The sequence below is a fragment of the Janthinobacterium sp. UMAB-56 genome (assembly GCF_900095265.1).
Taxonomy (GTDB): domain Bacteria; phylum Pseudomonadota; class Gammaproteobacteria; order Burkholderiales; family Burkholderiaceae_D; genus Janthinobacterium.
On sequence record NZ_LT607652.1, the window covers coordinates 77,397 to 98,645 of the forward strand.

A 21,249-nucleotide genomic window follows, 5' to 3' on the forward strand; every position below is an offset into this window, starting at 1 on the left:
CCGCCGCGAGCGAAGGCGACAAGGTGCGCGGCAAGCCCGAGAAATTCGCCGAGCACTATGGCCAGGCGCGCCTGTTCTGGATCAGCCAGACGCCGGTCGAACAAGACCATATCGTGCAGGCGTTCCGCTTTGAACTGAGCAAGGTGCAGACGGTGGCGATTCGCCAGCGCATCGTCGCCATGCTGCGCAATGTCGACGACACCCTGGCGCAGCGCTTGGCCGATGCACTGGGCCTGGCGCTGCCGCCCGCTATGCCTCTCAACCCGTCGCTGTCCGTGCCCAGCTATCGGCCGTCGCCGGCCCTGTCGCTCTTTTTCCGCCCCGGCCAGACGGGCATCCATACCTTGCACGTCGCCATACTGGTGGGGCCGGGCAACGATGGCGCACAGGTGCGCAGCATCTATGCCGCGCTGCTGGCCGACGGCGCGGTGCCGCGCCTGGTGGGCAGCGACCTGGGGAAAGCCGACACCAGCGGCGGCGCGCCGCTCGACGTGGAAATTTCGTTCGAGGCGGGACCGTCCGTGCTGTTCGACGCCGTCGTGGTGCCGGACGGCCAGGGCGCCGTACAGCAGCTGGGCGGCGACGCCAACGCGCTCGATTTCCTGCGACTGCAACACCGCCACGGCAAGCCGATGCTGGCCGTCGGCACCGGCAAAGGCTTGCTGGACAAGGCTGGCGTGCCGACGACCCTGCCCGATGGCAAGCCGGACCCCGCCATCATCGTCGCGCCTTCCGGCGACGTGGTGAAAGCCGTGCTGGCCTTTAAAGAGGCGCTGGCCGCGCACCGGTCGTTTGCGCGTGAAACGGACCCACCGCGCGTGTAAGCGCTTGCATCAGCGCAGGGGCCGGATACTCCGGCCCCGTCGATACCCTGTTTGCCCTGCGTGCGCAACGCCATGCAGCAATGTAAACAATAAAAACGTCCTGCGGTGATATGCTGCTGACTAGAACTGTTCATTTGCAACTATTTCTATAACAGCAGCAAAGAACGGCTTCAGCAAACCGGATCGCGATTACTGCATGGACAAGTACACACCTCGCACCTGGGGGCCGGGCGAACGCCCGACCTTGCCCGGGTCGCCATCGATGCCCGAACATTCGACGCCCAAGCGTGTCGCGTATTTCATCGTCGGTCTGCTCGTCGCGCTGACGGGCGGCTTCGGCAATGGCCTGGTGACGGCCAATTTGCTGAACCTGCAAGGTTCACTGGGCGCTTATGCCTACCAGATGCAGTGGCTGCCGGCCGCCTACGTGATGACCATCGTGTCCATGAATCTGCTGCTGGTGAAGTTCCGCCAGCAATTCGGCCTGCGCCTGTTTACCGAAGCGTTCCTGGTGCTGTATGCGCTGGTGACGTTCGCCCACTTGTATGCCAATACCTTGCCCTCGGCGATCGCCGTGCGCGCCGCGCATGGAATGGTGGGTGGCGCGCTGGGCGTGCTGGGGCTGTACTACACCTTGCAGGCGTTTCCCGCGCGGCACCGGCTGAAAGGTGTGGTGTTTGGCCTGGGCTTTGCCCAGCTGGCCTTGCCGCTGGCGCGCATCTTTACTTCGGAACTGCTGCAGATCGGCGAATGGCATGGCCTGTACCTGTTCGAACTGGGACTGGCCTTGCTGGCGCTGGGTTGCGTGCTGGCCCTGAAACTGCCGCCCGGCGACCGCTTGCAGACGTTCGAGCCGCTCGATTTCCTCACCTTCATCCTCTTCGCGCCCGGCGTGGCCCTGCTGTGCGCCGTGCTGGCACAGGGGCGCACGGCGTGGTGGGTGGAGTCCGAGTGGGTGGGTGTGTGCCTGGCGTGCGCCATCGTGCTGATCGCCGCCGCGCTGGCCATCGAGCATAACCGCGCGCGTCCCCTGCTCAATACGCGCTGGCTCACCACGGGCAAGATCGCCAAGCTGTTTTTATCCGTGCTGCTGTTTCGCATCGTGCTGTCCGAATCGACGGGGGCGGTCGGCTTCCTGCAGGCGCTGGGCTTGAACACGGACCAGATGCAGAACCTGTTCATCGTGGTACTCGTGGGCAGCGTGGCGGGCCTGGTGGTCAGCGCGCTGACGATCAATCCTGCGACCCTCCACCGTTCGCTGATGTTCGCGCTGCTGCTGATTGCTGCCGGCGCCCTGATCGACGCGCACGCCACCAGCCAGACGCGCCCTGTCAACATGTATGTCAGCCAATTCCTGCTGGCCTTTGGCGGTACCTATTTCCTCGGCCCCACCATGGTGGCCGGCATGGGCGCCGTGATCGCCGAGCCGCGTAACCTGGTGAGTTTTTCCGTGATGTTTACCATGACGCAGAACCTGGGCGGCTTGCTCGGGGCGGCCATCGTCGGCACCATCCAGACGGCGCGCGAAAAATACCATTCCAGCTACCTGGTCGAGCACCTGACCATGCTCGACCCGCAGGTGGCCGCGCGCGTGCAGTCGGGTGCTGCAAGCTACGGCGGCGTGCTGATGGACCCCACCTTGCGCAGCGCCCAGGGCGTGGCGCGCCTGGGCGCCATCGCCACGCGCGAAGCCAATGTACTGGCCTACAACGACGTTTTTTTGCTGATCGCCGGCGTCGCCATCGCTACCTTGATCTGGATGCTGGTCAGTCAGTCCTGGACCCGCATCACCACCGGCGCGCGTCGCCTGGTCGGCCCCGTGAGCGATGCACAGACGGCGATGGCCATCGTCCCCATTACCAATTCGGAACCGAGCAATGACAGAAAATAACACCACGCCGCCAGCACCGACACCTGCACCGACCTCCGCGCCTGCAGCGCCACCTGCGCCAGCGCCTGCGGCGAGCAGCACGCCGCCGCAGCCGGACCGGCGTCACCAGTGGCTGTCCGCGCTGGCCTTTGCCGCCGTGGCCCTGGTGGGTGTGCTGATCGTGCTGTATGCGTGGCGTTTGCCGCCGTTCACCAGTCCCGTCGTGACGACGGAAAACGCCACCGTGCGGGGACAGGTGACCATCATCGGTACGCAGCTGTCGGGCTATGTGGTGGAAGTGACGGTGCAGGATTTCATGGATGTGAAGGAGGGCCAGCTTCTGGTGCGCATCGACGACCGCATCTACCAGCAGCGCTACGAGCAGGCGCAGGCACAGCTGGCGGCGCAACAGGCGGCGCTGTCGAACTGGGCGCAGCAAAAGGCCAGCGCGCAATCGGGTATTTCCGTCAGCGAAGCGGCGCTGGCCAACGCGGAAGCGCAGGCGCGCAAGGCCAGCGCCGACCTGCATCGCGTGGAACAACTGGTGGCTGATGGTTCCCTGTCGCAGCGCGAACATGACCAGTCGCGCGCCACGCAGGCGCAGATGGCGGCTGCGCTGGCGCAAGCCAGGGCCAATCTCGACATCGCCCAGCAAAGCGTGCATAGCGTGGTGCTCAACAAGCAGGCCCTGGAAGCGGCCGTGGCCAACGCGCAGGCGGCCGTCAAGGCGGCCAGGATCGACCTCGATAACACGCGCATCGTGGCGCCGTCCGATGGCCAATTGGGCCAGGTGACGGTGCGCCAGGGCGCGTACGTGAACTCCGGTGCGCAATTGATGGCACTGGTGCCGCGACAGATGTGGCTCATCGCCAATTTCAAGGAAACGCAAATGAACGGCGTGCAGGAAGGGCAGAGCGTCACCTTCCACGTCGATGCGCTCGACGGCGCCGTGCTGACGGGCCAGGTCGAGCGCATCTCGCCGGCCACCGGTTCCGAGTTTTCCGTGCTGCCGGCCGATAATGCGACGGGCAACTACCTCAAAATTGCCCAGCGTATTCCCGTGCGCATCCGCATCGATGCGGGGCAGGCGAATGCGCGCCGCCTCGTGCCTGGCATGTCAGTGGTGGTCAGTGTCGACACCTCGGCCGTACTGAATGACTCGGCGGAGAACCCGGCGCCGCCGCCGAAGAAGGCGCCCGCGAAGGCCAAGCCATGACGCGCCGCGCATGCTTGATGGCCGCCGTGCTGGTGCTGGCCGGCTGCGCTGCCAAGGCGCCGCCACAACCTGCGTCGGCCCTGCAACTGCCATCCGGCTGGCGGGCGCAGGGCGGGGGCGGCGCGCTGTCCGCAACTGGCGCGCATGTGGAGCAGCTGTGGTGGCAGGCGTTTGGCGACCCCGTCCTGAGCGACCTGGTGGGAGAAGCGCTGGCGCGCAATGGTGACTTGCGCGTGGCGCGCGCTCGCGTGCAGGAATACCGCGCGCGCCTGGCGCAGGCCGATGCGAACCGCGCGCCTAACCTGGCGTTCGACGGTTCACCCACGCGCACGCGCACCCTGGCCTACAACGGCAAGCCGTATGTGACGAATGTTTTCCAGGCGGAACTGCAGGCCAGTTATGAAATCGATGTGTGGGGCCGGCTGGCCAGTCTGAACGATGCGGCGGACGAGAGTTACCGCGCCGAACAGGCCAGCCTCGATGCGGCGGCCCTGTCGATCGCCGCCAGCGTGGCCACGGCCTATTTGAACCTGCGGGGACTCGATGCGCAGCTGGCGCTGACGCAATCGACCCTGCAGCTGCGCGAACAGTCGCGCGAGCTGGCGCGCAAGCAGTTCGAGGTTGGCTACAGCTCGCGCCTGGAATGGCTGCAGGCGCAATCGGAATACCATGCGGCGGCCGAGCAGGTGCCGCAGCTGCAGCGGCAGATATTCGAGCAGGAAAACGCGCTGGCCGTCCTCGTCGGCGGCAATCCCGGCGCCATCGCGCGCGGCTTGCCGCTGGCCGAGCTGGTGGCGCCTGGCGTGCCGGCCGGCCTGCCGTCCGAATTGCTGCGCCGGCGGCCCGATATCGCGCGCGCAGAACATAATCTGGCGGCCGCCAACGCCAGCCTGGCCGCCACGCGCGACCAGTTGCTGCCTTCGTTCAAGCTGACGGCCGTGGGCGGCGGACAAGCCACGACACTCACCGATTTCCTGCATGCGCCGACAGCCCTGTGGCGCCTGACGGCGCTGGCGGCCGGTCCCCTGTTCGACGGCGGCCGCGTGCAGGCGCAGACGGATACGGCCGGCGCGCAGCGTGACCAGCTCGCGTACACCTATGAAAACGTGGTGCGCAATGCCTTCGCGGAGACGGAGAACAGCCTGGGCGCCATCTACCGTCTGCGGCAGCAAGCAGTGGAAAACGATGCGCGCCGCGCCACGGCGGCGGACACCTTGCGCATCGCGCACAACCGCTACCGCAATGGCTACGCCTCATACCTGGAAGAACTCGATGCCCAGCGCACCCTGTACAGCGCCGACGTGGGACTGCTGCAGCTGAAGACGCGCATCCTCGTCGCATCGGTCGACCTGTACCGGGCCATGGGCGGCGGTTGGTTGGCCAAGACGCAATAGGCGCGCATGCACGGTGCGGCCGTTTTCTGCGGCCGGTGTAATATTCTGGCCTGGGAAAGCGGCGGCATGGTGCCAGCCGCTGCCATCACGAACTTACGAGGTCGCAGCATGACGATTTTTGGCATAGGCATCCACATTCTGATCGCGGTATTTTTTGCGATTCACGTGGTGCGCAACGGGCAGCAGCTGTACTGGCTGCTCATTTTATTCATGTTCCCGCTGCTGGGCAGCGTGGTGTATTTCTTCGCCATCTACCTGCCCAATTCGCGCCTGCCGCAAGGCGCGCGCAAGGTCGCGTCAGTGGCCGTGCAGGTGCTCGATCCGAACCGCGAATTGCGCGAGGCGAAGGCTGCCTTCGAGTACACGCCGACGGCGCAAAACCAGATGCGCCTGGCCAGTGCGCTGCTCGAAGCGGGTGATGCGCAGGAAGCGGCATCGACGTATGAAGCCTGCCTGCAGGGAGCATTTTCATCTGACCTGGAAATTCGCCTGGGCGCGGCACGCGCCTACCTGGAATGCGAACGGGGCGCCGAAGCACTGACGCACCTGGAATTCATCCGCCGCCGAGACATTCATTTCCGTCCCGAGATGGTGTCCCTGCTGACGGCGCGCGCGCTGGCGCAAAGCGGGCGCCAGGCGGAAGCGAAGGCGGAATTCGACGATGCGCTGACGCGCTACAACAGCTTCGAGTGCCGCGCCGAGTGCGCGATCTGGGCCCTGCAGCAGGGTGACAAGGTCCTGTCGGAACGCCTGCTGCTCGATATCGACAACGCCATGGCCCGCTGGAGCAGCCATACGCGTGCCATGTATGCGCCGCTGCTGGCGCGCCTGGAGGCGGCGCGCAGGTAGCGGCATGACGGTGCCACGCTCAGACGCCCGGCACCGTATTCTTGCCCTCGACTAATTTGTAACCTTTGCCATCGAAGCCATAGCGCGCGTGGCCGTTCAGGGGCGTGGCGATGCGGGGTGGGTCTTCGTCCGGCTTGACCGTGACGCCGGGCTTGATCTTCTCGGAGGCACCCTTGAAATCGATCAGCAAGTCATCGTAGGCGCCGCCATTGCGCGCTGGCGCGAAGCGCCACTTGCCTTCGACCATCCAGCACTCGTCCATGTCTGGCGTGCAGGCGCCCATATTGTCCGAGTACAGGTCGATGCCGCCATCGAGCGCGGTCACTTTGCCGTCGCCGATGTCAAACAGGGCCAGTTGCGTGATGGTGTAACCCTGGCCTGTATAGCCATGGCGGATCGCCAGTCCCGGCTTGTTCGCGCCCAGCATGACCCAGTGCACTTCGCCGAGCTGCCCCGAGGATCCCAGGGCGGCAATGTTTTCCAGCCGTTTCACGACTTGCCACTGGCCCGATTCCGGCTGGCCCTTGGGCGCCAGGAAAAAGACGTTCAACAGCCCCGACGAGGCATGTGCCGATTCGGCCGTGCCTTCCGTGTTGGCCGTTTCCGCATTCGCCACCAGGATGGCGCGGCCATCGGGCAGCAGCTTGTGGCTGACGGCACTGACCACGTAACTGAGCTTGTCGACGTGATTATCGGGATCGGACAGGTCGGCCAGTGCATCGTCGCTGTCGCTGCGGTAGTCCTTGCCGAAGACGGCGCGCATCAGGCCCGCTTCGAGCTCGCGCGCCTGCGGCGTGTTCATCGCTTCCGTCCTGGGCGCGGTCGCCGCCGGCGGCGGCACGTGTTCGGCCGGTGCCGTCTCGTCAGCGACGGTGGGGACATCGGCTGCCACGTCAGCTGCCAGGTCGGTGCTGGCGGGGGCGGTCTTGTCCGAACAGGCGCCGAGCAGTGCGGAGACCAGTAGCAGGACGAGCGGGGTGCGGTAATTCATAGGCAGGGCAGATTGCGTTCATGGAGAATGGGCGCAGTATGCCAGATAGATGGAAGCGAGGGAGCGCGGCCTGCTGGCCGGTCCTTCGCTTCCTTGCCCGCAGGGGGCGATTTTGCAAACGATGGCGGCGCCTATTTTTCCAGCGCCACCTTGTCATCGCGTCGCAGCGGCGCTTTCTGGCGGCGCAGTCTGGCCACGCCGCGCTTGAGCAGGTGCTCCAGGTCGTCGATGTAGGTAAACACCGCCGGCACCACCAACAGGCTGAGTAGAGTCGACGTGATCAGGCCGCCGATGACGGTAATGGCCATCGGCGAGCGGAAGCTGGGGTCGGCGCCCCAGCCCAGCGCCAGCGGCATCATGCCGGCGCCCATGGCGATCGTCGTCATCAGGATGGGGCGGCTGCGCTTGTGGCAGGCGTCGACCAGCGCATCGAAGCGGTTCATGCCGGCCTGGCGCGCCAGGATCGCATAGTCGACCAGCAGGATCGAGTTCTTGGTGACGATCCCCATCAGCATGATCAGGCCGATCATCGACGGCATCGACAGGGCGCTGCCCGTGATCAGGAGGGCCACGAAAGCGCCGCCGATCGACAGCGGCAGCGCCGCCAGGATCGTCACCGGTTGCATGAAGTCCTTGAACAGCAGCACCAGCACGCAGTAGATGCACAGCACGCCGATCAGCATGGCCAGGCCGAAGCTGGCGAACAGCGAGGCCATCTCCTGCGCGTCGCCCAGTTCGGCGATCTTCACGGACGGCGGCAAATTCTTCATCGATGGCAGCGCGCGCGCCTCCTCGTTCAATTCCCCGAGCGTGCGCGAACCGAGTTCCACGTCGAGGGTGACGTTGCGGCTGCGGTTCAAACGGTCGATCTGCGCCGGGCCGCTTTCCATCGTCACGCTGGCCACAGTCGCCAGGCGCACGGGGCCATTCTTGCCGGGCACCGTCAGGCGTTCGATGGCGGCCAGGTCGGCGCGCACGCTGTTGGGCAGCTTGACGCGGATCGGCACCTGCCGCTCGGGCAGGTTCATTTTGGTGAGGTCCGTGTCATAGTCGCCGGCCGTGGCCACGCGTACCGTTTCGCCGATGGCTGCCGCCGTCACGCCCAGGTCGGCCGCCTTGGCGAAATCAGGGCGCACGATGATTTCCGGGCGCACCAGCGAGGCGCTGGAATTGACGTTGCCGATGCCTTTCAGGCCGCGCAGCTCACGCTCGACCTTTTGCGCCGATGCCATCAGCGCCACCGGGTCTTCCGAGCGCAGCACCAGCTGCATCTTGACGCCAGTGTCGGGCGGCCCCACCGTGAAGCGGGCGCCGGGGATCGTATCGAGCTTGTGGCGCAGCTGCGTTTCCAGCTGCGCCATCGATTCCTTGCGCTCGGTGCGGTGCACGGTGGTCAGGGTCAGCACGGCGCGGCGCGCCTCGGCCGCCGCGCCGGGGGCGAAGGCATCGCCGCTGGAGCCGCCGCCAATCGAACTGAAGACGCCCTTGACGCCCGGCGTGCGCATGGCCGCGTCGCGCGCCATGGCTGCCACTGCCTGTGTTTCGTCCAAAGTGGAGCCGGGCGGCAGTTCCAGGTTGATCTGCGTCTGCGCGCGGTCGGCGGCCGGCACGAAGCCCGTCGGCAGCAGCGGCACGAGCGCGATGGCGCCGACAAAGAACAGTGCCGCAGCGATGGCCGTGATGCCGCGATGCTTCAGGCACCAGCGCATGACCGTCAGGTAGCGCGTCATCAGCCAGCCATCCTGTTCTTCCTTGTGCGGCAGCGGTTTCAATATATAGGCCGCCATCATCGGCGTGAGCAGTCGCGCCACGACCAGCGAGGCCAGCACGGCCAGCACGGCCGTCCAGCCGAACTGCTTGAAGAACAGGCCGGGAATGCCGCTCATGAAGGCCGTCGGCAGGAACACGGCCACCAGTGCGAAGGTGGTGGCGATGACCGCCATGCCGATTTCGTCGGCCGCTTCCATGGCCGCCTGCATGGGCGACTTGCCCATGCGCAGATGGCGTTCGATGTTTTCGATTTCCACGATGGCGTCATCGACCAGCACGCCGACGACCAGGGCCAGCGACAGCAGTGTGACGGTATTGAGCGTGTAGCCGAACCAGTAGATGCCGAGGAAAGCCGGCATCACGGACAGCGGCAGGGCGGCAGCGGCCACCAGGGTGGCGCGCCAGTCGCGCAGGAACCACCACACCACCAGCACGGCCAGCAGCGCGCCTTCGTACAGCAGTTCCATCGAGCCGTCGAAGTTTTCCTCGACGGGGAAGGCATTGTCGATCGACTGCTGCAGCACCACGTTGGGATTTTCCTTTTGCAGGTCGGCGATGGCGTCGCGCGCGCCCCTGGCGACGGCCACTTCGCTGGCGCCCTTGGTGCGGAACACTTCAAAGGCGACGACGGTCTTGCCATCCTGCTCGGCCAGCGCACGCGGTTCGGCGATCGTGTCGCGCACGGTTGCCACCTGGTCCAGGCGCACATGGCGTCCGTCCGGCAGCGGCACTTCCACGCGCGACAATTCATCGGCCGTCTTGACGGTGGCGATGGTGCGCACCGACTGTTCTGCGCCGCTGATGTCGCCCCTGCCACCGGGCGCTTCGCGCTGCACCAGGCGCAGCTGGCGCGAGACGTCGAGGGCCGAGACCTTCAGCGCCGCCATGCGCGCCTCGTCAAGTTCCACCTGGATCTCGCGGTAGACGCCGCCCACGCGGGTGACGGCGCCTACGCCGGGAACGGTCAGCAGGCGCTTGGCCACTGTATTGTCGACGAACCAGGACAGGTCGGGCGCGTCGAGCGGATTGTCCACGCCCGGTTTCGCCGTGGCGATAAAGGTCAGCACCACCCTGCCTGCCGTGGACGCCTTGGTGACGGTGGGGTCGCGCAGCTCGGCCGGCATGTCGGCCTTGACCCGCGCGACGGCGTCGCGCACATCGTTGACGGCTTCGGCGATCTGCTTTTCCAGGATGAATTCGACGGTCACCGTGACGACGCCATCGAGCACCTTGGTGTAGATGTTTTTCACGCCTTGCAGGGTGGCCACGGAATCTTCGATCTTGCGCGCCACTTCCGTTTCCAGCTGGGCCGGCGCGGCGCCGGGCAGTGCTGCGCTGACGGTGACGATGGGCAGTTCGATGTCCGGAAAATCCTGCACCGGATTGGCTTTATAGGCCAGTAGACCGGCCAGGGTCAGCAGCGCGAACAGCATGATGGCCGGGATCGGATTCTTGATCGAGAGGGAGGAAAAATTCATGTTCGCTTCCTATTTTTTTGGCGCGACCGGGGTTGCAACATTACGCACCAGGTCGCCGTCATTGAGGAAGCCCGCGCCACTGACGACGATGGTGGTGTCGGCCGTGATGCCGGCGACAATCTCGATGCGGTCGCTCAGGCGCCGCCCGGCCTGCACCTTGATCTGGCTGACCCGCTGGTCGGCATTCAGGCGGAAGACGTAGCTGAAGCCGTCGCGCACGGCAATCGCCTGCTGCGGCACCGTCAGCGCGCCCGAGGTGCCCAGTTCGAATTCGCCGCTGGCGTACATGCCGGCCTTGAACGGCGCATTGTTGCCTGTGCTGGCCGGCAGATCCACGTACACGAGGGCGTAACGCGTCTGCGGGTCGACCGTGGGGGCGATCATGCGCACCTTGCCCGTCAAAACGCTGCCGTTGGCCGCCTTGACCTGCGCCAATGTGCCCGGTTTCAAATTCAGCAGCTCGGTGGCCGTCACTTCGGCGCGCCACTCCAGGCGGCCCTGGCGGATCATGCGGAACAGTTCCGTGCCGGCACCCACGACGGAGCCGACGGTGGCCAAGCGCGAAGAGATGATGCCGCTGTCGGGCGCCAGCACCTGCGTGTATTTGAGGCGCAGCTGCTGCGACGCCAGCTGTGCCTTGGCGGACGCGATGCGCGCGTTGGCCGTCTGTTCTGCCGTCAGGTATTGGCTGATCTGCTGCGCGCTGATGGCGCCCGTGCTTTGCAGCGAGCGGGCGCGCTGCGCGTTGGCGGCCGCCTCAAGCGCATTTGCTTGCGCTTCCAGCACGGCCGCTTTCGCCTGCGCCACGTCGGCGTTCACCGTGTCGTTCGAGAAGACGGCCAGCACCTGGCCGGCGCGCACGACGTCGCCGACATTGACGCGCACGTCCGTCAGACGCAAGCCGTTTGATTCGCTGCCGATGACGGCTTCCTGCCAGGCGGCCACGTTGCCGTTGGCCTTCAGCTTGATGGGCAAGCTGGCCGTTTTCGGCTTGGCAGTGGTGACGGTGAGGGCGGGTTTTTGTGCCGCGTTCTTGTCTTTGGCGTCGTCGGCCGCCGTGGAGGAGGGGGCGTACAGGGTAACGCCGGCGCCCAGTACCACAAGGAGGGTGGCCAGGGAGAGCGCCATCGGTTTCAAGGTCAGTCTTTTCATGTTGTCGTATCCGTCAAGGTGCGTTGTTGGCGATGGCGCTGCTGCTGTTCCAGCCGCCGCCGGCGGCGCGGTACAGCGCCACCCAGGCGGCGCTGCGTTCGCGCTCCAGGTTGACCACGGTGTTTTCGGCGGCCAGGCGCGTGCGGCGCGCGTCTTCCAGTTCGAGCAGGCTGGCCAGGCCATTCTTGTAGCGTTCTTCGGTGGCGACAAACGACACGCGGTAGCCTTCCATGGCCGTTTTGGCATGGCCGCTGCGCTCTTCCGTGCTGGCCAGCTTGACCAGCGCCTCTTCCACTTCGCGCACGGCCTGGCGCACGCCGGCGCGGTATTTCACCACGGCTTCGGCGTAGCGCGCCGTGGCGGCATCGACCTGGGCGCGGCGGGTGCCGCCGTCGAAGATGGGCAGGCTGACGGCCAGCGGGCCGATGCTCCAGGTGCTGGCCGTGATGCTGGTGCCGCCAGCGCGGATATTGCCCTTGCCGATGGAGCCGGCCAGGCTCAGACGCGGATAGCGCTGCGCCTGCGCGCCGCGCACTTCGAAGCTGGCGGCCGCCACTTCGCGTTCGGCGCTGTAGATGTCGGGACGCTGGGCCAGGGTTTGCGCCGGCAGTTGCGCAATCGCCACGGGCGAGGGCGCAACAAAAGGGCTGGCTGCGAGCTTCTGGCGCAGCGACGTTTCCGGCATGGCCGACAGGGCCACCAGTGCCTTGACATTCACATCGCAGGCGGCGCGCTGTTCGATGGTGCGGCTGGCGCTTTCGGCGGCGCTGGCGCGGGCCAGCGCCGCGTTGGCGGGTGGCTGGAAGCCGGCGCCGGCGCTCAGTTCCGTCAGGCGTGCCGAGTCGCGGCGCGAGACGGCATCCTGATCGGACACTGCCAGCAATTGCTGGCAGGTGCGCAAGGCGTAGTACTGGTTTGCCACTTCGGCAGCGACCGAGACGCGCGCCTCATGCCAGCCAGCGCGCGCGCTGTCGTAGCGCTCCTGCGTCGCATCGCGCGTGGCGCGCCTGGCCCCAAACACATCGATTTCCCACGACGCTTGCAACGCTGCCTGCGAGGTGGTGCCGCTGGGCTGGGCCGACTGCTGGCTGGTACGCACCACGCTGCCCGTCGCATCGAGCGCGGGCGTCAACGCGGCGCCGCTGGCGATGCTGTCCGCGCGCGCCTGCATGATGCGCGTGCCAGCGGCGGCGATGGTCGGGCTGACCTGCTGCGCATCGGTGATCAATTCCACCAGCAGGCTGTCGCCCTGGTCCTGCCACCAGCTGGCCAGGTCTGTCAGCTTGCCGTTATGCGGCAGCGGCGCCTGCCACTGCGCGGGCGCGCTGGCTGCCACCGCTGCGGGCGGCCCCTGCAGGGCGCAACCGCCCAGCGCCAGCAGGATGCTGGCGGCCAGGACGCGTTGAACGGTGCATAGAATAGTCGTCATGCTGGTCCTTCTGCTTGTCGTTGAGTGGTGGGGGTAGAGGGAGGAATGGCCAGGCGCCGGCGCTCCACGTCGGCCATGGCCAGCGCGTAGTCGGTCATGCGCGCCAGCCAGGTGTCGATGGCGTGCGGCGATTCCAGCAATTGCGGACGCAAGGTTTGCAGCACCTCGGCGCCGACCATGTGCTGCAGGGCCAGCGAAGCGATGGAAAACGCCAGGCGGTGCATGTCGTCGCTGTTGTCGGGTGCGCCCAAGTGGCGCGCCAGCACGCGCGCGAGCGCCTCGTGTTCGGCACGGATGTTCTGGTCGACCTCGCGCGCCCACAGGCCCGTGGGTTCGAGCATTTCGCGGCACCACAGGCGCATGCAGTCGCGCGCGATCTCGCCCTGCTGCATTGGGGCGAGCAATTGCGCATAAAAGCCTTCCAGGCTTTGGCGCAGGGTGAAGTGGGGCTGCTCGTACAGGGCGATATTGTCTTGTGGATTAGATAATTGATGGGAGAAGGCGGCGCGGTACAGGCCCGCCTTGTCGCCAAAATAGTAGCTGATGGCGGCCGCGTTCGTGCCGGCCGCCTGCGCCAGTTCGCGCGTGGACGTCTTGGCGTAGCCTTGCTCGGCAAACAGGCGGATGGCGCTATGCAGCAGCCGCTCGCGCGACTGTTCTCCATCGGAACGGGGCTTGCGTCCGTCGTCGGCATGGGATGTTGGGCTAGTGTTTTTTTCAATCATGCCGGAGATTTAATCACATATCTCAAACGATTGATATAACTAAATCGTTTGATTTAGTTAAGGAATGATGAAGAAAATGAAAAACGCAGGCAAAAAAAAGCCCGCGGTTGTAATCGCGGGCTAAATCCAATGTTCGGAGAACGAATTGGAGGAGACAGATCTACTATAGCGCTGAAAATGGTGCAGTGCAATACCGTAGAAATACGGTATTGGTCCGTTTGAGATGGCAAAAAATCCATATTTTATGCTGCGGCGCACAGACGCTCAGGCCTTGCTGCGCAGGGCCAGCGTAAAGGTGCTGCCGGAACCGTAGTCGCTATTGAAGAACAGGGCACCGCCGATGGCGTTGGCCAGGTTCTGGCACAGGTACAAGCCCAGTCCCGCGCCTTCCACGTGGCGCGTAGAAGTGGAATCGAGTTGCGAGAAAGCCTGGAACAGCTTGGCCTGGTCTTCTTCCTTGATGCCGGCGCCGCTGTCGGCGATGCTCATTTCCGTCACCAGCACGCCGTCTTCCTCGCGCTGGGCCAGGCTGATGCGCACCGTGCCCTGTTCCGTGAACTTGATGGCGTTGTTGAGCAGGTTGATGAGGATTTGCGTCAGCGCGCGGCGGTCCGTGTCGATGATGGCGGGCGGCTGGCCCGCTTCTCCCAGCGCCATTTCCAGCGCCAGGCCTTTTTGCTGGGCCAGGGGGCGCAGGGTGTCTGCCACTTCCGTCATCAGTTCCTGGCAGTGCACGGGTTCGATCGACAGGGTCAGCTTGCCCGCCTCGATCTTGGCCACGTCGAGGATGTCGTTGATCAGCGAGAGCAGATGGCGCGCGCTGGCGCGGATGGTGTTGAGCTGCTTGTCCTGGTCGGACGTCAGGGGGCCGGGCAGTTTCATCAGCAGCGCGCCCGTGAAGCCGATGATGGCATTGAGCGGCGTGCGCAGTTCATGCGACATATTGGCGATGAAGGCCGACTTCATGCGGCTCGCCTCGGCCAGTTCCAGGTTTTTCAGGGCGATTTCGCGGTTGATGGTTTCCAGTTCGGCCGCATGGTGCGCCAGGCGCATGTTCAGCTCGATCACCTGGCGTTCGCGCGCCTGCAGTTCGCCGTTGACCTGCACCGCCTGTTCATACGTGGAAATGAGCAAATCGAGGATTTGCTGGCGCTCCGCATTGATGAAATGCTTCTGGTCGCCCAGGTACAGGGCGATGCCGATTTCAACGTTCTGGTTCTTGCGCAGCTTCTGGTTCATCAGCATGTGGCTGATGCGGTTGAGCAGATAGTCTTCCGCGTAGGGCTTGCGGATGAAATTGTCGGCGCCGCACTCTATGCCGCGGATGATGTCCTTCGGGTCGTTGAGCGAGGTGACGAGGATCACGGGAATGTCGCGCAGGGTCGGATCGGACTTGATGGCGCGGCATAGGTCGTAGCCATTCATTTCAGGCATGACGATATCGGACAGCACCAGGTGCGGCTTGCGCTCGCGGATGGCGGCCAGGGCCAGTTGGCCGTTCGCCGCCACGCGCGCGTTGTAGTGCAGCGACTGGATCAGGCGGCGCAAGCGCTCCGCCTGGGTCGGACTGTCCTCGACGATCAGGATCTCGATTTCGTCAGGCTTGATTTGGTTGTTGGAGTCCACAGACCTCTCCTAGGATTTCAGTGTGGTGATGCTGGGCGCGGTGAGCGCGCAATATCGACATCCTGTGACTATATCGGATTTAGGTCTGCAAAAGTAACTTCCAAGTAACTATTTTGGCCACAGGGAATGCTGTGGCCAACGGTTAATTCTCGCCCTGGAACTGGCCTGCGCGATAGGTCAGCACGAGGGTGTCGCGGTGGCCATGATCGCCCAGGGGCTGGATCGGCGTCGATTCATGGATGACGGCGGCGTCGTCGAGCAGCAGCAGCGACCATGGCTCGGTCAGGGTAAAGCGCTTGCCGTTGGGGCCGTCCGCTTCGAAGATGCGCGTCTCGCCGCCTTTGATCTGTGCGCGCCCGATCAGCAGCACGGCGACGAAATCGACGCCGTCGCGGTGCGCGCCTTCCGGCGTAGGGCGGCCGATGCCATCGGTCGTATCGATGCGGAACTGGTGCGCTTCGATGAACCAGGGCTGGCGGCCCTTGACCTGCGAGCAGACGTCGCCCAGCGCGCGGATCAGTTGTTGCCAGGCCGCCTGGGCGACGATCGCCGCTTCGACCGGTTCGAACAGGCGGTGCATGCCGCCGTGCAGGGCGTTGTACTCCACCGGCTGCCAGTGCGGACGGTGCGCCGTCTGCGTCAGGCGCTCGCCATCCTGCACGAAGCACGAGTGGCGCCGGCGGCGATAGCGGCCGCCATCCTTCAGGTAATTGTCCAGCGCCAGGGTATCCCAGCTCGGTTCCAGCGCGCGCAGCGCGGCCAGCGGGCAGCCGGCCAGCGCGGCCACATCCTGCGGGCGCAAGACGGCATAGCCGTCATCGCGCAAGGCGTCCTTGAGGTGGGACGGGTCGGTAAAGATCGGTGCGGAATTGCTCATGGCGGTGCGGGCCGCAACGCGGCCTGTCTCAGTTTATCCAGCCTGGCATTCTACGACTTCGTGACGTTTACTGTGCAGTACGATAAGAATTATTCCTGTTGCGTTAAAAATTCTTTACCAGGGTCATGCGCAGCGAGCGCGATTCCACCGGATGGAAGTGGATATCGTCTACCGGCTGCGCCTCGCCGGGCAGGCGCGAGGCATAGTAGTAATCGATGGCCGAATCACGCCGGTTGGCCAGGTTGTAGCCTTCGACTTCCAGGCGCAAGGTCTTGTCGAACTGGTAGGCGATGCGCCCGTTCAAGCCCACGCTGGCGGCGGAGCGCACGCTGTTGTCTTCAATCAGAGGGCGCGGGCCGAAGTAGCGCAGGCGCAAAGAGCCCGACCACGGCCCGCGCGGCGTCACCGTCAGGGCCAGCTGGGCCACGCCTTCGATGGCGCCGGGGATGAAGTCGCCCGCCGGCTCGCTGCCGCGCGAGCGGGCCCGCGCATATGCCAGGTCCAGGTCCAGCGACAGCCAGCGGGCGGCCTTGTAGTAGCTGGAAAACTCGATGCCATAGCGGCGGCTGGGGCGGCCCGCCTCGGTGGCGCCGGCGTCGCCGATGAACAGCAGCTCGGAATCGAAGTCCAGGCGGTACAGCGACAGCGACGTTTGCAGACCGGTGATGGCGGCGCTGCGCAAGCCCAGTTCCAGTCCACGCGAGCGTACCAGGGGCGTGACCTTGGCGGCCGCTGCACCCGTCTTCGGGTCGACCGTGATCGTCGTGCCGCGCGCGTCGTTGCTGTGAAAACCATTGCCTATGTTGACATACGCTTCCGTCTCGCGCCACGGTCCGGCGATTACGCTCAGGCTGGGGCTGAACAAATGGTCGCTGGCCGTGCCCGAATTGGCGGCGCGGTCGCTGCGCACGTCGAAGCGGTAGGCGTCCGCGCGCAGGCCGGCCACGCTGCGCAGCGATTGCGACCAGCGCGTGCTGTTTTCGGCATACACGCCGATGCTGGTTTCGACGAGATGGTCTTGCCGCGTGCTCGATACGATCTGCCGTTGCCGCGTGTTGTACAGGCCATTGTGGATATTGTCGTTCTGTAGTTGCAGGCCGACGGTGGTGTCGCTGCCGCCCCTGTCCGTGTGGCGGTGCCAGGTGTGGCTGGCATCCAGGCCGGATGTCACGCGCCGGTCGGGCTGGGCGAACTGGTCGCCGTTATCTGGGTCGTCCATCGCATACGTAAAATTCGAGAACAGGGCCAGGCGATTGGCGATCACATACGCGCTGACCTTGGACGACACGTCGTCCGTCGTCTGGCGCCAGGCGGCCGACAGGCTGTAGCGCTGCGCCTTGCCGCCGTCGCTGGCATCGATGGCGTCGAAGCGGCCCAGCGTGCCATCCTGCACGGCGCGCAGCGGAATCTGGTCGGTGGCATGCCAGCTGGCGTCGTACGCCATGGCCGTGACGTTGAAGCCGTTGTTGGCATAGCCTGCACTGTAGCGCAACACGCCATTGAGCTTGCGGTAGCGGTCCGGCTGCGTGAACGGGCCATCGCTATGCTGCGCTTCGAGCGCGTACAGCAGACTGCCGTCGCCTGCATCGAGTGTGTCGGCCAGCAGGGCGCGGCGAAAGCCGTTTTGCCCGATGCCCACGCTGGCGATGCCCTGGGTCAGGCGGTTCGCATAGACGACGGAGGCCGTGCCGGCCGAGGAAAAATCACCTTGCGCCGCCGTATACGGCCCCTTTTTGTAATCGAGGCGCATGGCCAGTTCGGGGATCAGGAAGTTGAGGTCCGTCCAGCCCTGTCCGTGGCCATGGCTGCGCTGGTTGACGGGCATCTCGTCGACGGTGGTGCGCAAGTCCGTGCCGTGATCGAGGTTGAAGCCGCGCAGATAGAACTGGTTGGCCTTGCCTTCGCCGCTATGCTGGCTGACAATCAGCCCCGGCACGGCTTCCAGCAATTCGCCGGGCCGGTAGCTGGTGCGCGCGTCGAGCTGCTGTTGCGTGACGCTGCCCGCGTTGGCCGAATCGGCCACGCCCAGCTGGTTCAGGCGCGAACCGTCGACCAGCACGCGCTGGAAGATGTCGTCGGCGTGGGCGGCGGCAGGTGAAAACAGGATGGCGAGTAGGAGCGGAAGAGAGCGTGGTGTCATGGGGGGAGGGGGGTGTCCGGGCTTAGCGGATCGGCAATTCCGTGTTCTGGCGGTCGAAAATCAGCGTCTGGATGGAGCCGCTGTCCTGCACGTTGAGGGTATTGCGCTGGCTGGGCAGGAAGTCGATCAGCAACTGATTGTGGATGCGCGTGGCGGGGGCCAGGCGCGTGCGTTCGATCTCCTGGAAGATCACCACGTTGTCGGCATTGACCTTCATGCCGACCCAGTTCAGGCGCAGGCGCTTGCCGTCCGGCGCCACGAGGTAAAACTGTTTTTCGACATAGCGGCGCAGGGCCGCTTCGCTGTCTTCCTGGCCCAGGTCGAACTGGCGCTGGTACAGATTCGTCAGCAGCGATTCCACGTCGTGGCCCGTGTAGGTGTGCACCACTTCCGTGCTGCCGCTGGCCGCGTTATAGCTGATGTCGGCGATGCCCATGTGAAAATTGTGGGCGTGGGCCGCCATGCAGGCGCTGGCCAGCAGGCTTGCCGCGAACGTGCGCCAGCGCTTCATGCCTCGTCGCCCTTGGCCGAGCCGCCGTTCTTGCCTTTCAACGGCGTTTGAAAATCGCGCATCAGGTTATCCTTGGGCGATTTTTCGCTCTTGAACAGTTCCAGGCGCGATGGCGTGATTTTTCTTGGCCAGGCGTTGTTGCTGGTGTCGATATCGGCCGTTTCCCAATACGGGTCCTGCACCAGGCCCACCATCGGTTCATCCGTGATGACGACTTTGGTGATTTTCCTCGGCGAGTAGCGCCACACTTCGGCCGGCACGCGCTCGACGTACTTCTTGCCGCTTTTCAGTTCGATCTCGAGAATCAGGGGCATGACCATGCCGCCCAGGTTCGACAGGTCGACCAGGTACAGGTGTTTGCCCTGTTTCAGCAAGTCCTTTTCCCACGGTTCCAGAGCGGCCAGCGCTTCGGCATAGCTGTTGCGGTCCTTGTTGGTGACGGTGAAATCGTCGTGCTGGTTGTAGAAATCCTTCAGCTCCGGATGCGCGTCGACGCGGCGCGGCATGCCCTTGTTGGCGCGGCTCGTCACCGATTCCGGCTGGGCGTCCTTCTGCGCCTTCTTCCAGGCTTTTTCCGTTTCGGGATTTTTTGAACTCACGCCGTATTCGCTGATGCCATCGATGCTGATGTCGACCGGATCGGTGGTATAAAACCAGCCGCGCCAGAACCAGTCCAGGTCCGTGCCGGAAGCGTCTTCCATGGTGCGGAAAAAGTCGGCCGGCGTGGGGCGCTTGAATTTCCAGCGCTGCGCGTATTCCTTGAAGGCGTAGTCGAACAGCTCGCGCCCGAGGATGGTCTCGCGCAGGATATTCAGGCCCGCCGCCGGCTTGGCGTAAGCGTTGTTGCCGAACTGCAGTAGTGACTCGGAATTGGTCATGATGGGCACCTGGTCGCGGCTACGCATGTAGTCGACGATCTCGCGCGGCTCGCCGCGCGAGGCCGGGTAGTTCTCTTCCCATGCCTGCTGCGCCAGGTATTGCACGAAGGTGTTGAGGCCTTCGTCCATCCACGTCCATTGGCGCTCGTCCGAGTTGATGATCATCGGGTAGTAGTTGTGGCCCACCTCGTGGATGATCACACCGATCAAGCCATACTTGGTGCGCTTGGAGTAGGTCAGCTCGCCCGTCTTTTTGTCTTTCACCGGCCGGGGGCCGTTGAACGAGATCATCGGGTACTCCATGCCGCCCACGGGGCCGTTGACGGAGATGGCCGTCGGGTACGGGTAGGCTATGCTGTACTTGTTGTACTGTTCGATCGTGTGCACGATGGCTTGCGTGCTGTACTTTTCCCACAGCGGATTGCCTTCTTTCGGATAGTAGGACATGGCCATTACATCGCTGCCGCCCTTTTTGTAGCCCTGCGCATCCCAGATGAACTTGCGGCTCGATGCCCAGGCAAAGTCGCGCACGTTGGTCGCCTTGAAGTGCCAGGTCTTTTGTGCGCGGCTGACGGTTTTTTCGGCCGCTTCCGCCTCTTTTTGCGTGACGATGATGACGGGCTTGTCGCTGCTGCGGGCCTTGTCCAGGCGCTCGCGCTGCGTGGCCGACAGCACCTCCTGCGGGTTTTGCAGTGCGCCCGTGGCGGCGACGACATGGTCGGCAGGAACCGTCAGCTGCACGTCGTAGTCGCCAAATTCCAGGGTGAATTCGCCCGAGCCGAGGAATTGCTTGTGCTGCCAGCCGGCCGCATCGTAATAGGCTGCCATGCGCGGGAACCACTGCGCCACTTCGAACAGGGCGTTCTTGTCGTCGAAGACTTCATAGCCGGCGCGTCCGCCCAGCACCTTCTGTTCATTGATGCGGTAATCCCAGTCGATCTGGAAGACGAAATCCTGGCCCGGTTTCAAGGGCTGCGGCAAGTCGATGCGCATCATGGTGCGGTTGATAACGTATTTCAGGGGCTGGCCGTCCGCGCCTGTCAAGCGGCGGATATGGAAGCCGCCCTGGAAGTCGCCGCGCGCCAGGATGCCGCGCAGGCCTTCGAACTTCATGGTCTCGTCGCCGGTCGTTTTGGCCCACGCCTGGCGCGAGGGCGCCGTGGTCATGCGACGTGCGTCGGAACCGGGTTGGTAGATATTCTGGTCCAGTTGCAGCCACAGGTAGCCGAGCGTGTCGGGCGACTGGTTATGGTAGGTGATGCTGCCGCTGCCGGCGATCTCGCGTTTGGCCTCGTCCAGGGTGGCGTGGATGGTGTAGTCGGCGCGCTGCTGCCAGTAGGCGTGGCCCGGCGCGCCTGACGCGGTGCGATAGGTGTTCGGGGTGGGCAGCACCTCTTCAAGCTGGCGGAACTTGTCGTCGAATGGTTCGGCGGCGAAGGCCGACACGGTAAAGCACAAAGCCAACGAGGCTACGGAGCCGAAAGGTATGCGCATGGTCACCCTGATGTTGTTGTAAGGA

Annotated in this window: 15 protein-coding genes; 5 read left to right on the forward strand and 10 right to left on the reverse strand. The window is 64.8% G+C overall.

What is annotated here, in order from left to right; genetic code table 11:
* The 5 genes from K0F85_RS28550 to K0F85_RS03435 all read left to right on the forward strand — a co-directional run.
* Positions 1 to 824, forward strand: an 824-nt coding sequence (locus tag K0F85_RS28550) for a catalase-related domain-containing protein (RefSeq protein WP_257572498.1), incomplete at its 5' end; no start/stop codon positions are given.
* Between the two features lie 196 nt (positions 825 to 1,020).
* Positions 1,021 to 2,715 carry an MFS transporter gene (locus K0F85_RS03420; RefSeq protein ID WP_219114569.1) on the forward strand — a complete coding sequence of 565 codons (1,695 nt, stop codon included), beginning with the start codon at positions 1,021 to 1,023 and terminating at the stop codon, positions 2,713 to 2,715.
* Positions 2,702 to 3,910 carry an HlyD family secretion protein gene (locus tag K0F85_RS03425; RefSeq protein ID WP_257572499.1) on the forward strand — a complete coding sequence of 403 codons (1,209 nt, stop codon included), beginning with the start codon at positions 2,702 to 2,704 and terminating at the stop codon, positions 3,908 to 3,910. The genes K0F85_RS03420 and K0F85_RS03425 overlap by 14 nt, the downstream gene beginning before the upstream one ends.
* Positions 3,907 to 5,304: an efflux transporter outer membrane subunit gene (locus tag K0F85_RS03430; RefSeq protein ID WP_219114570.1), complete on the forward strand. Its 1,398-nt coding sequence runs from the start codon at positions 3,907 to 3,909 to the stop codon at positions 5,302 to 5,304. Before K0F85_RS03425 ends, K0F85_RS03430 begins: the two co-directional genes overlap by 4 nt.
* A gap of 108 nt (positions 5,305 to 5,412) precedes the next feature.
* Positions 5,413 to 6,153: a tetratricopeptide repeat protein gene (locus K0F85_RS03435; protein ID WP_219114571.1), complete on the forward strand. Its 741-nt coding sequence runs from the start codon at positions 5,413 to 5,415 to the stop codon at positions 6,151 to 6,153.
* 19 nt (positions 6,154 to 6,172) lie between these two features.
* Here K0F85_RS03435 and K0F85_RS03440 read toward each other — a convergent pair whose 3' ends face one another.
* The 10 genes from K0F85_RS03440 to K0F85_RS03485 form a co-directional block, all read right to left on the reverse strand.
* Entirely contained in the window at positions 6,173 to 7,144 is a 972-nt protein-coding gene (locus tag K0F85_RS03440) for a hypothetical protein (RefSeq protein ID WP_219114572.1), read from the reverse strand.
* Positions 7,145 to 7,275: 131 nt separating this feature from the next.
* Positions 7,276 to 10,392, reverse strand: a complete 3,117-nt coding sequence (locus K0F85_RS03445) for an efflux RND transporter permease subunit (protein WP_219114573.1) — start codon at positions 10,390 to 10,392, stop codon at positions 7,276 to 7,278.
* Positions 10,393 to 10,401: 9 nt separating this feature from the next.
* A complete protein-coding gene (locus K0F85_RS03450) occupies positions 10,402 to 11,544 on the reverse strand; it encodes an efflux RND transporter periplasmic adaptor subunit (RefSeq protein WP_219114574.1) in 1,143 nt (380 codons plus the stop codon).
* 13 nt (positions 11,545 to 11,557) lie between these two features.
* Positions 11,558 to 12,973: an efflux transporter outer membrane subunit gene (locus tag K0F85_RS03455; protein ID WP_257572500.1), complete on the reverse strand. Its 1,416-nt coding sequence runs from the start codon at positions 12,971 to 12,973 to the stop codon at positions 11,558 to 11,560.
* Complete coding sequence (locus tag K0F85_RS03460) at positions 12,970 to 13,698, reverse strand: CerR family C-terminal domain-containing protein (protein WP_219114575.1); 729 nt, start codon at positions 13,696 to 13,698, stop codon at positions 12,970 to 12,972. Before K0F85_RS03460 ends, K0F85_RS03455 begins: the two co-directional genes overlap by 4 nt.
* 264 nt (positions 13,699 to 13,962) lie before the next feature.
* Positions 13,963 to 15,324, reverse strand: coding sequence for a hybrid sensor histidine kinase/response regulator (locus K0F85_RS03465; protein ID WP_219114576.1), 1,362 nt, complete (start codon positions 15,322 to 15,324; stop codon positions 13,963 to 13,965).
* 142 nt (positions 15,325 to 15,466) lie between these two features.
* On the reverse strand, positions 15,467 to 16,201 hold the full coding sequence (locus tag K0F85_RS03470) for a 2OG-Fe dioxygenase family protein (RefSeq protein WP_219114577.1): 735 nt from the start codon (positions 16,199 to 16,201) through the stop codon (positions 15,467 to 15,469).
* Between the two features lie 103 nt (positions 16,202 to 16,304).
* Positions 16,305 to 18,341 (reverse strand): TonB-dependent receptor, encoded by a 2,037-nt coding sequence (locus K0F85_RS03475; RefSeq protein ID WP_219114578.1) that lies wholly within the window; start codon positions 18,339 to 18,341, stop codon positions 16,305 to 16,307.
* Positions 18,342 to 18,363: 22 nt separating this feature from the next.
* Positions 18,364 to 18,852: a DUF6702 family protein gene (locus tag K0F85_RS03480; protein ID WP_219114579.1), complete on the reverse strand. Its 489-nt coding sequence runs from the start codon at positions 18,850 to 18,852 to the stop codon at positions 18,364 to 18,366.
* Positions 18,849 to 21,224 (reverse strand): M1 family metallopeptidase, encoded by a 2,376-nt coding sequence (locus K0F85_RS03485; protein ID WP_219114580.1) that lies wholly within the window; start codon positions 21,222 to 21,224, stop codon positions 18,849 to 18,851. The genes K0F85_RS03480 and K0F85_RS03485 overlap by 4 nt, the downstream gene beginning before the upstream one ends.
* Between the last annotated feature and the right edge of the window lie 25 nt (positions 21,225 to 21,249).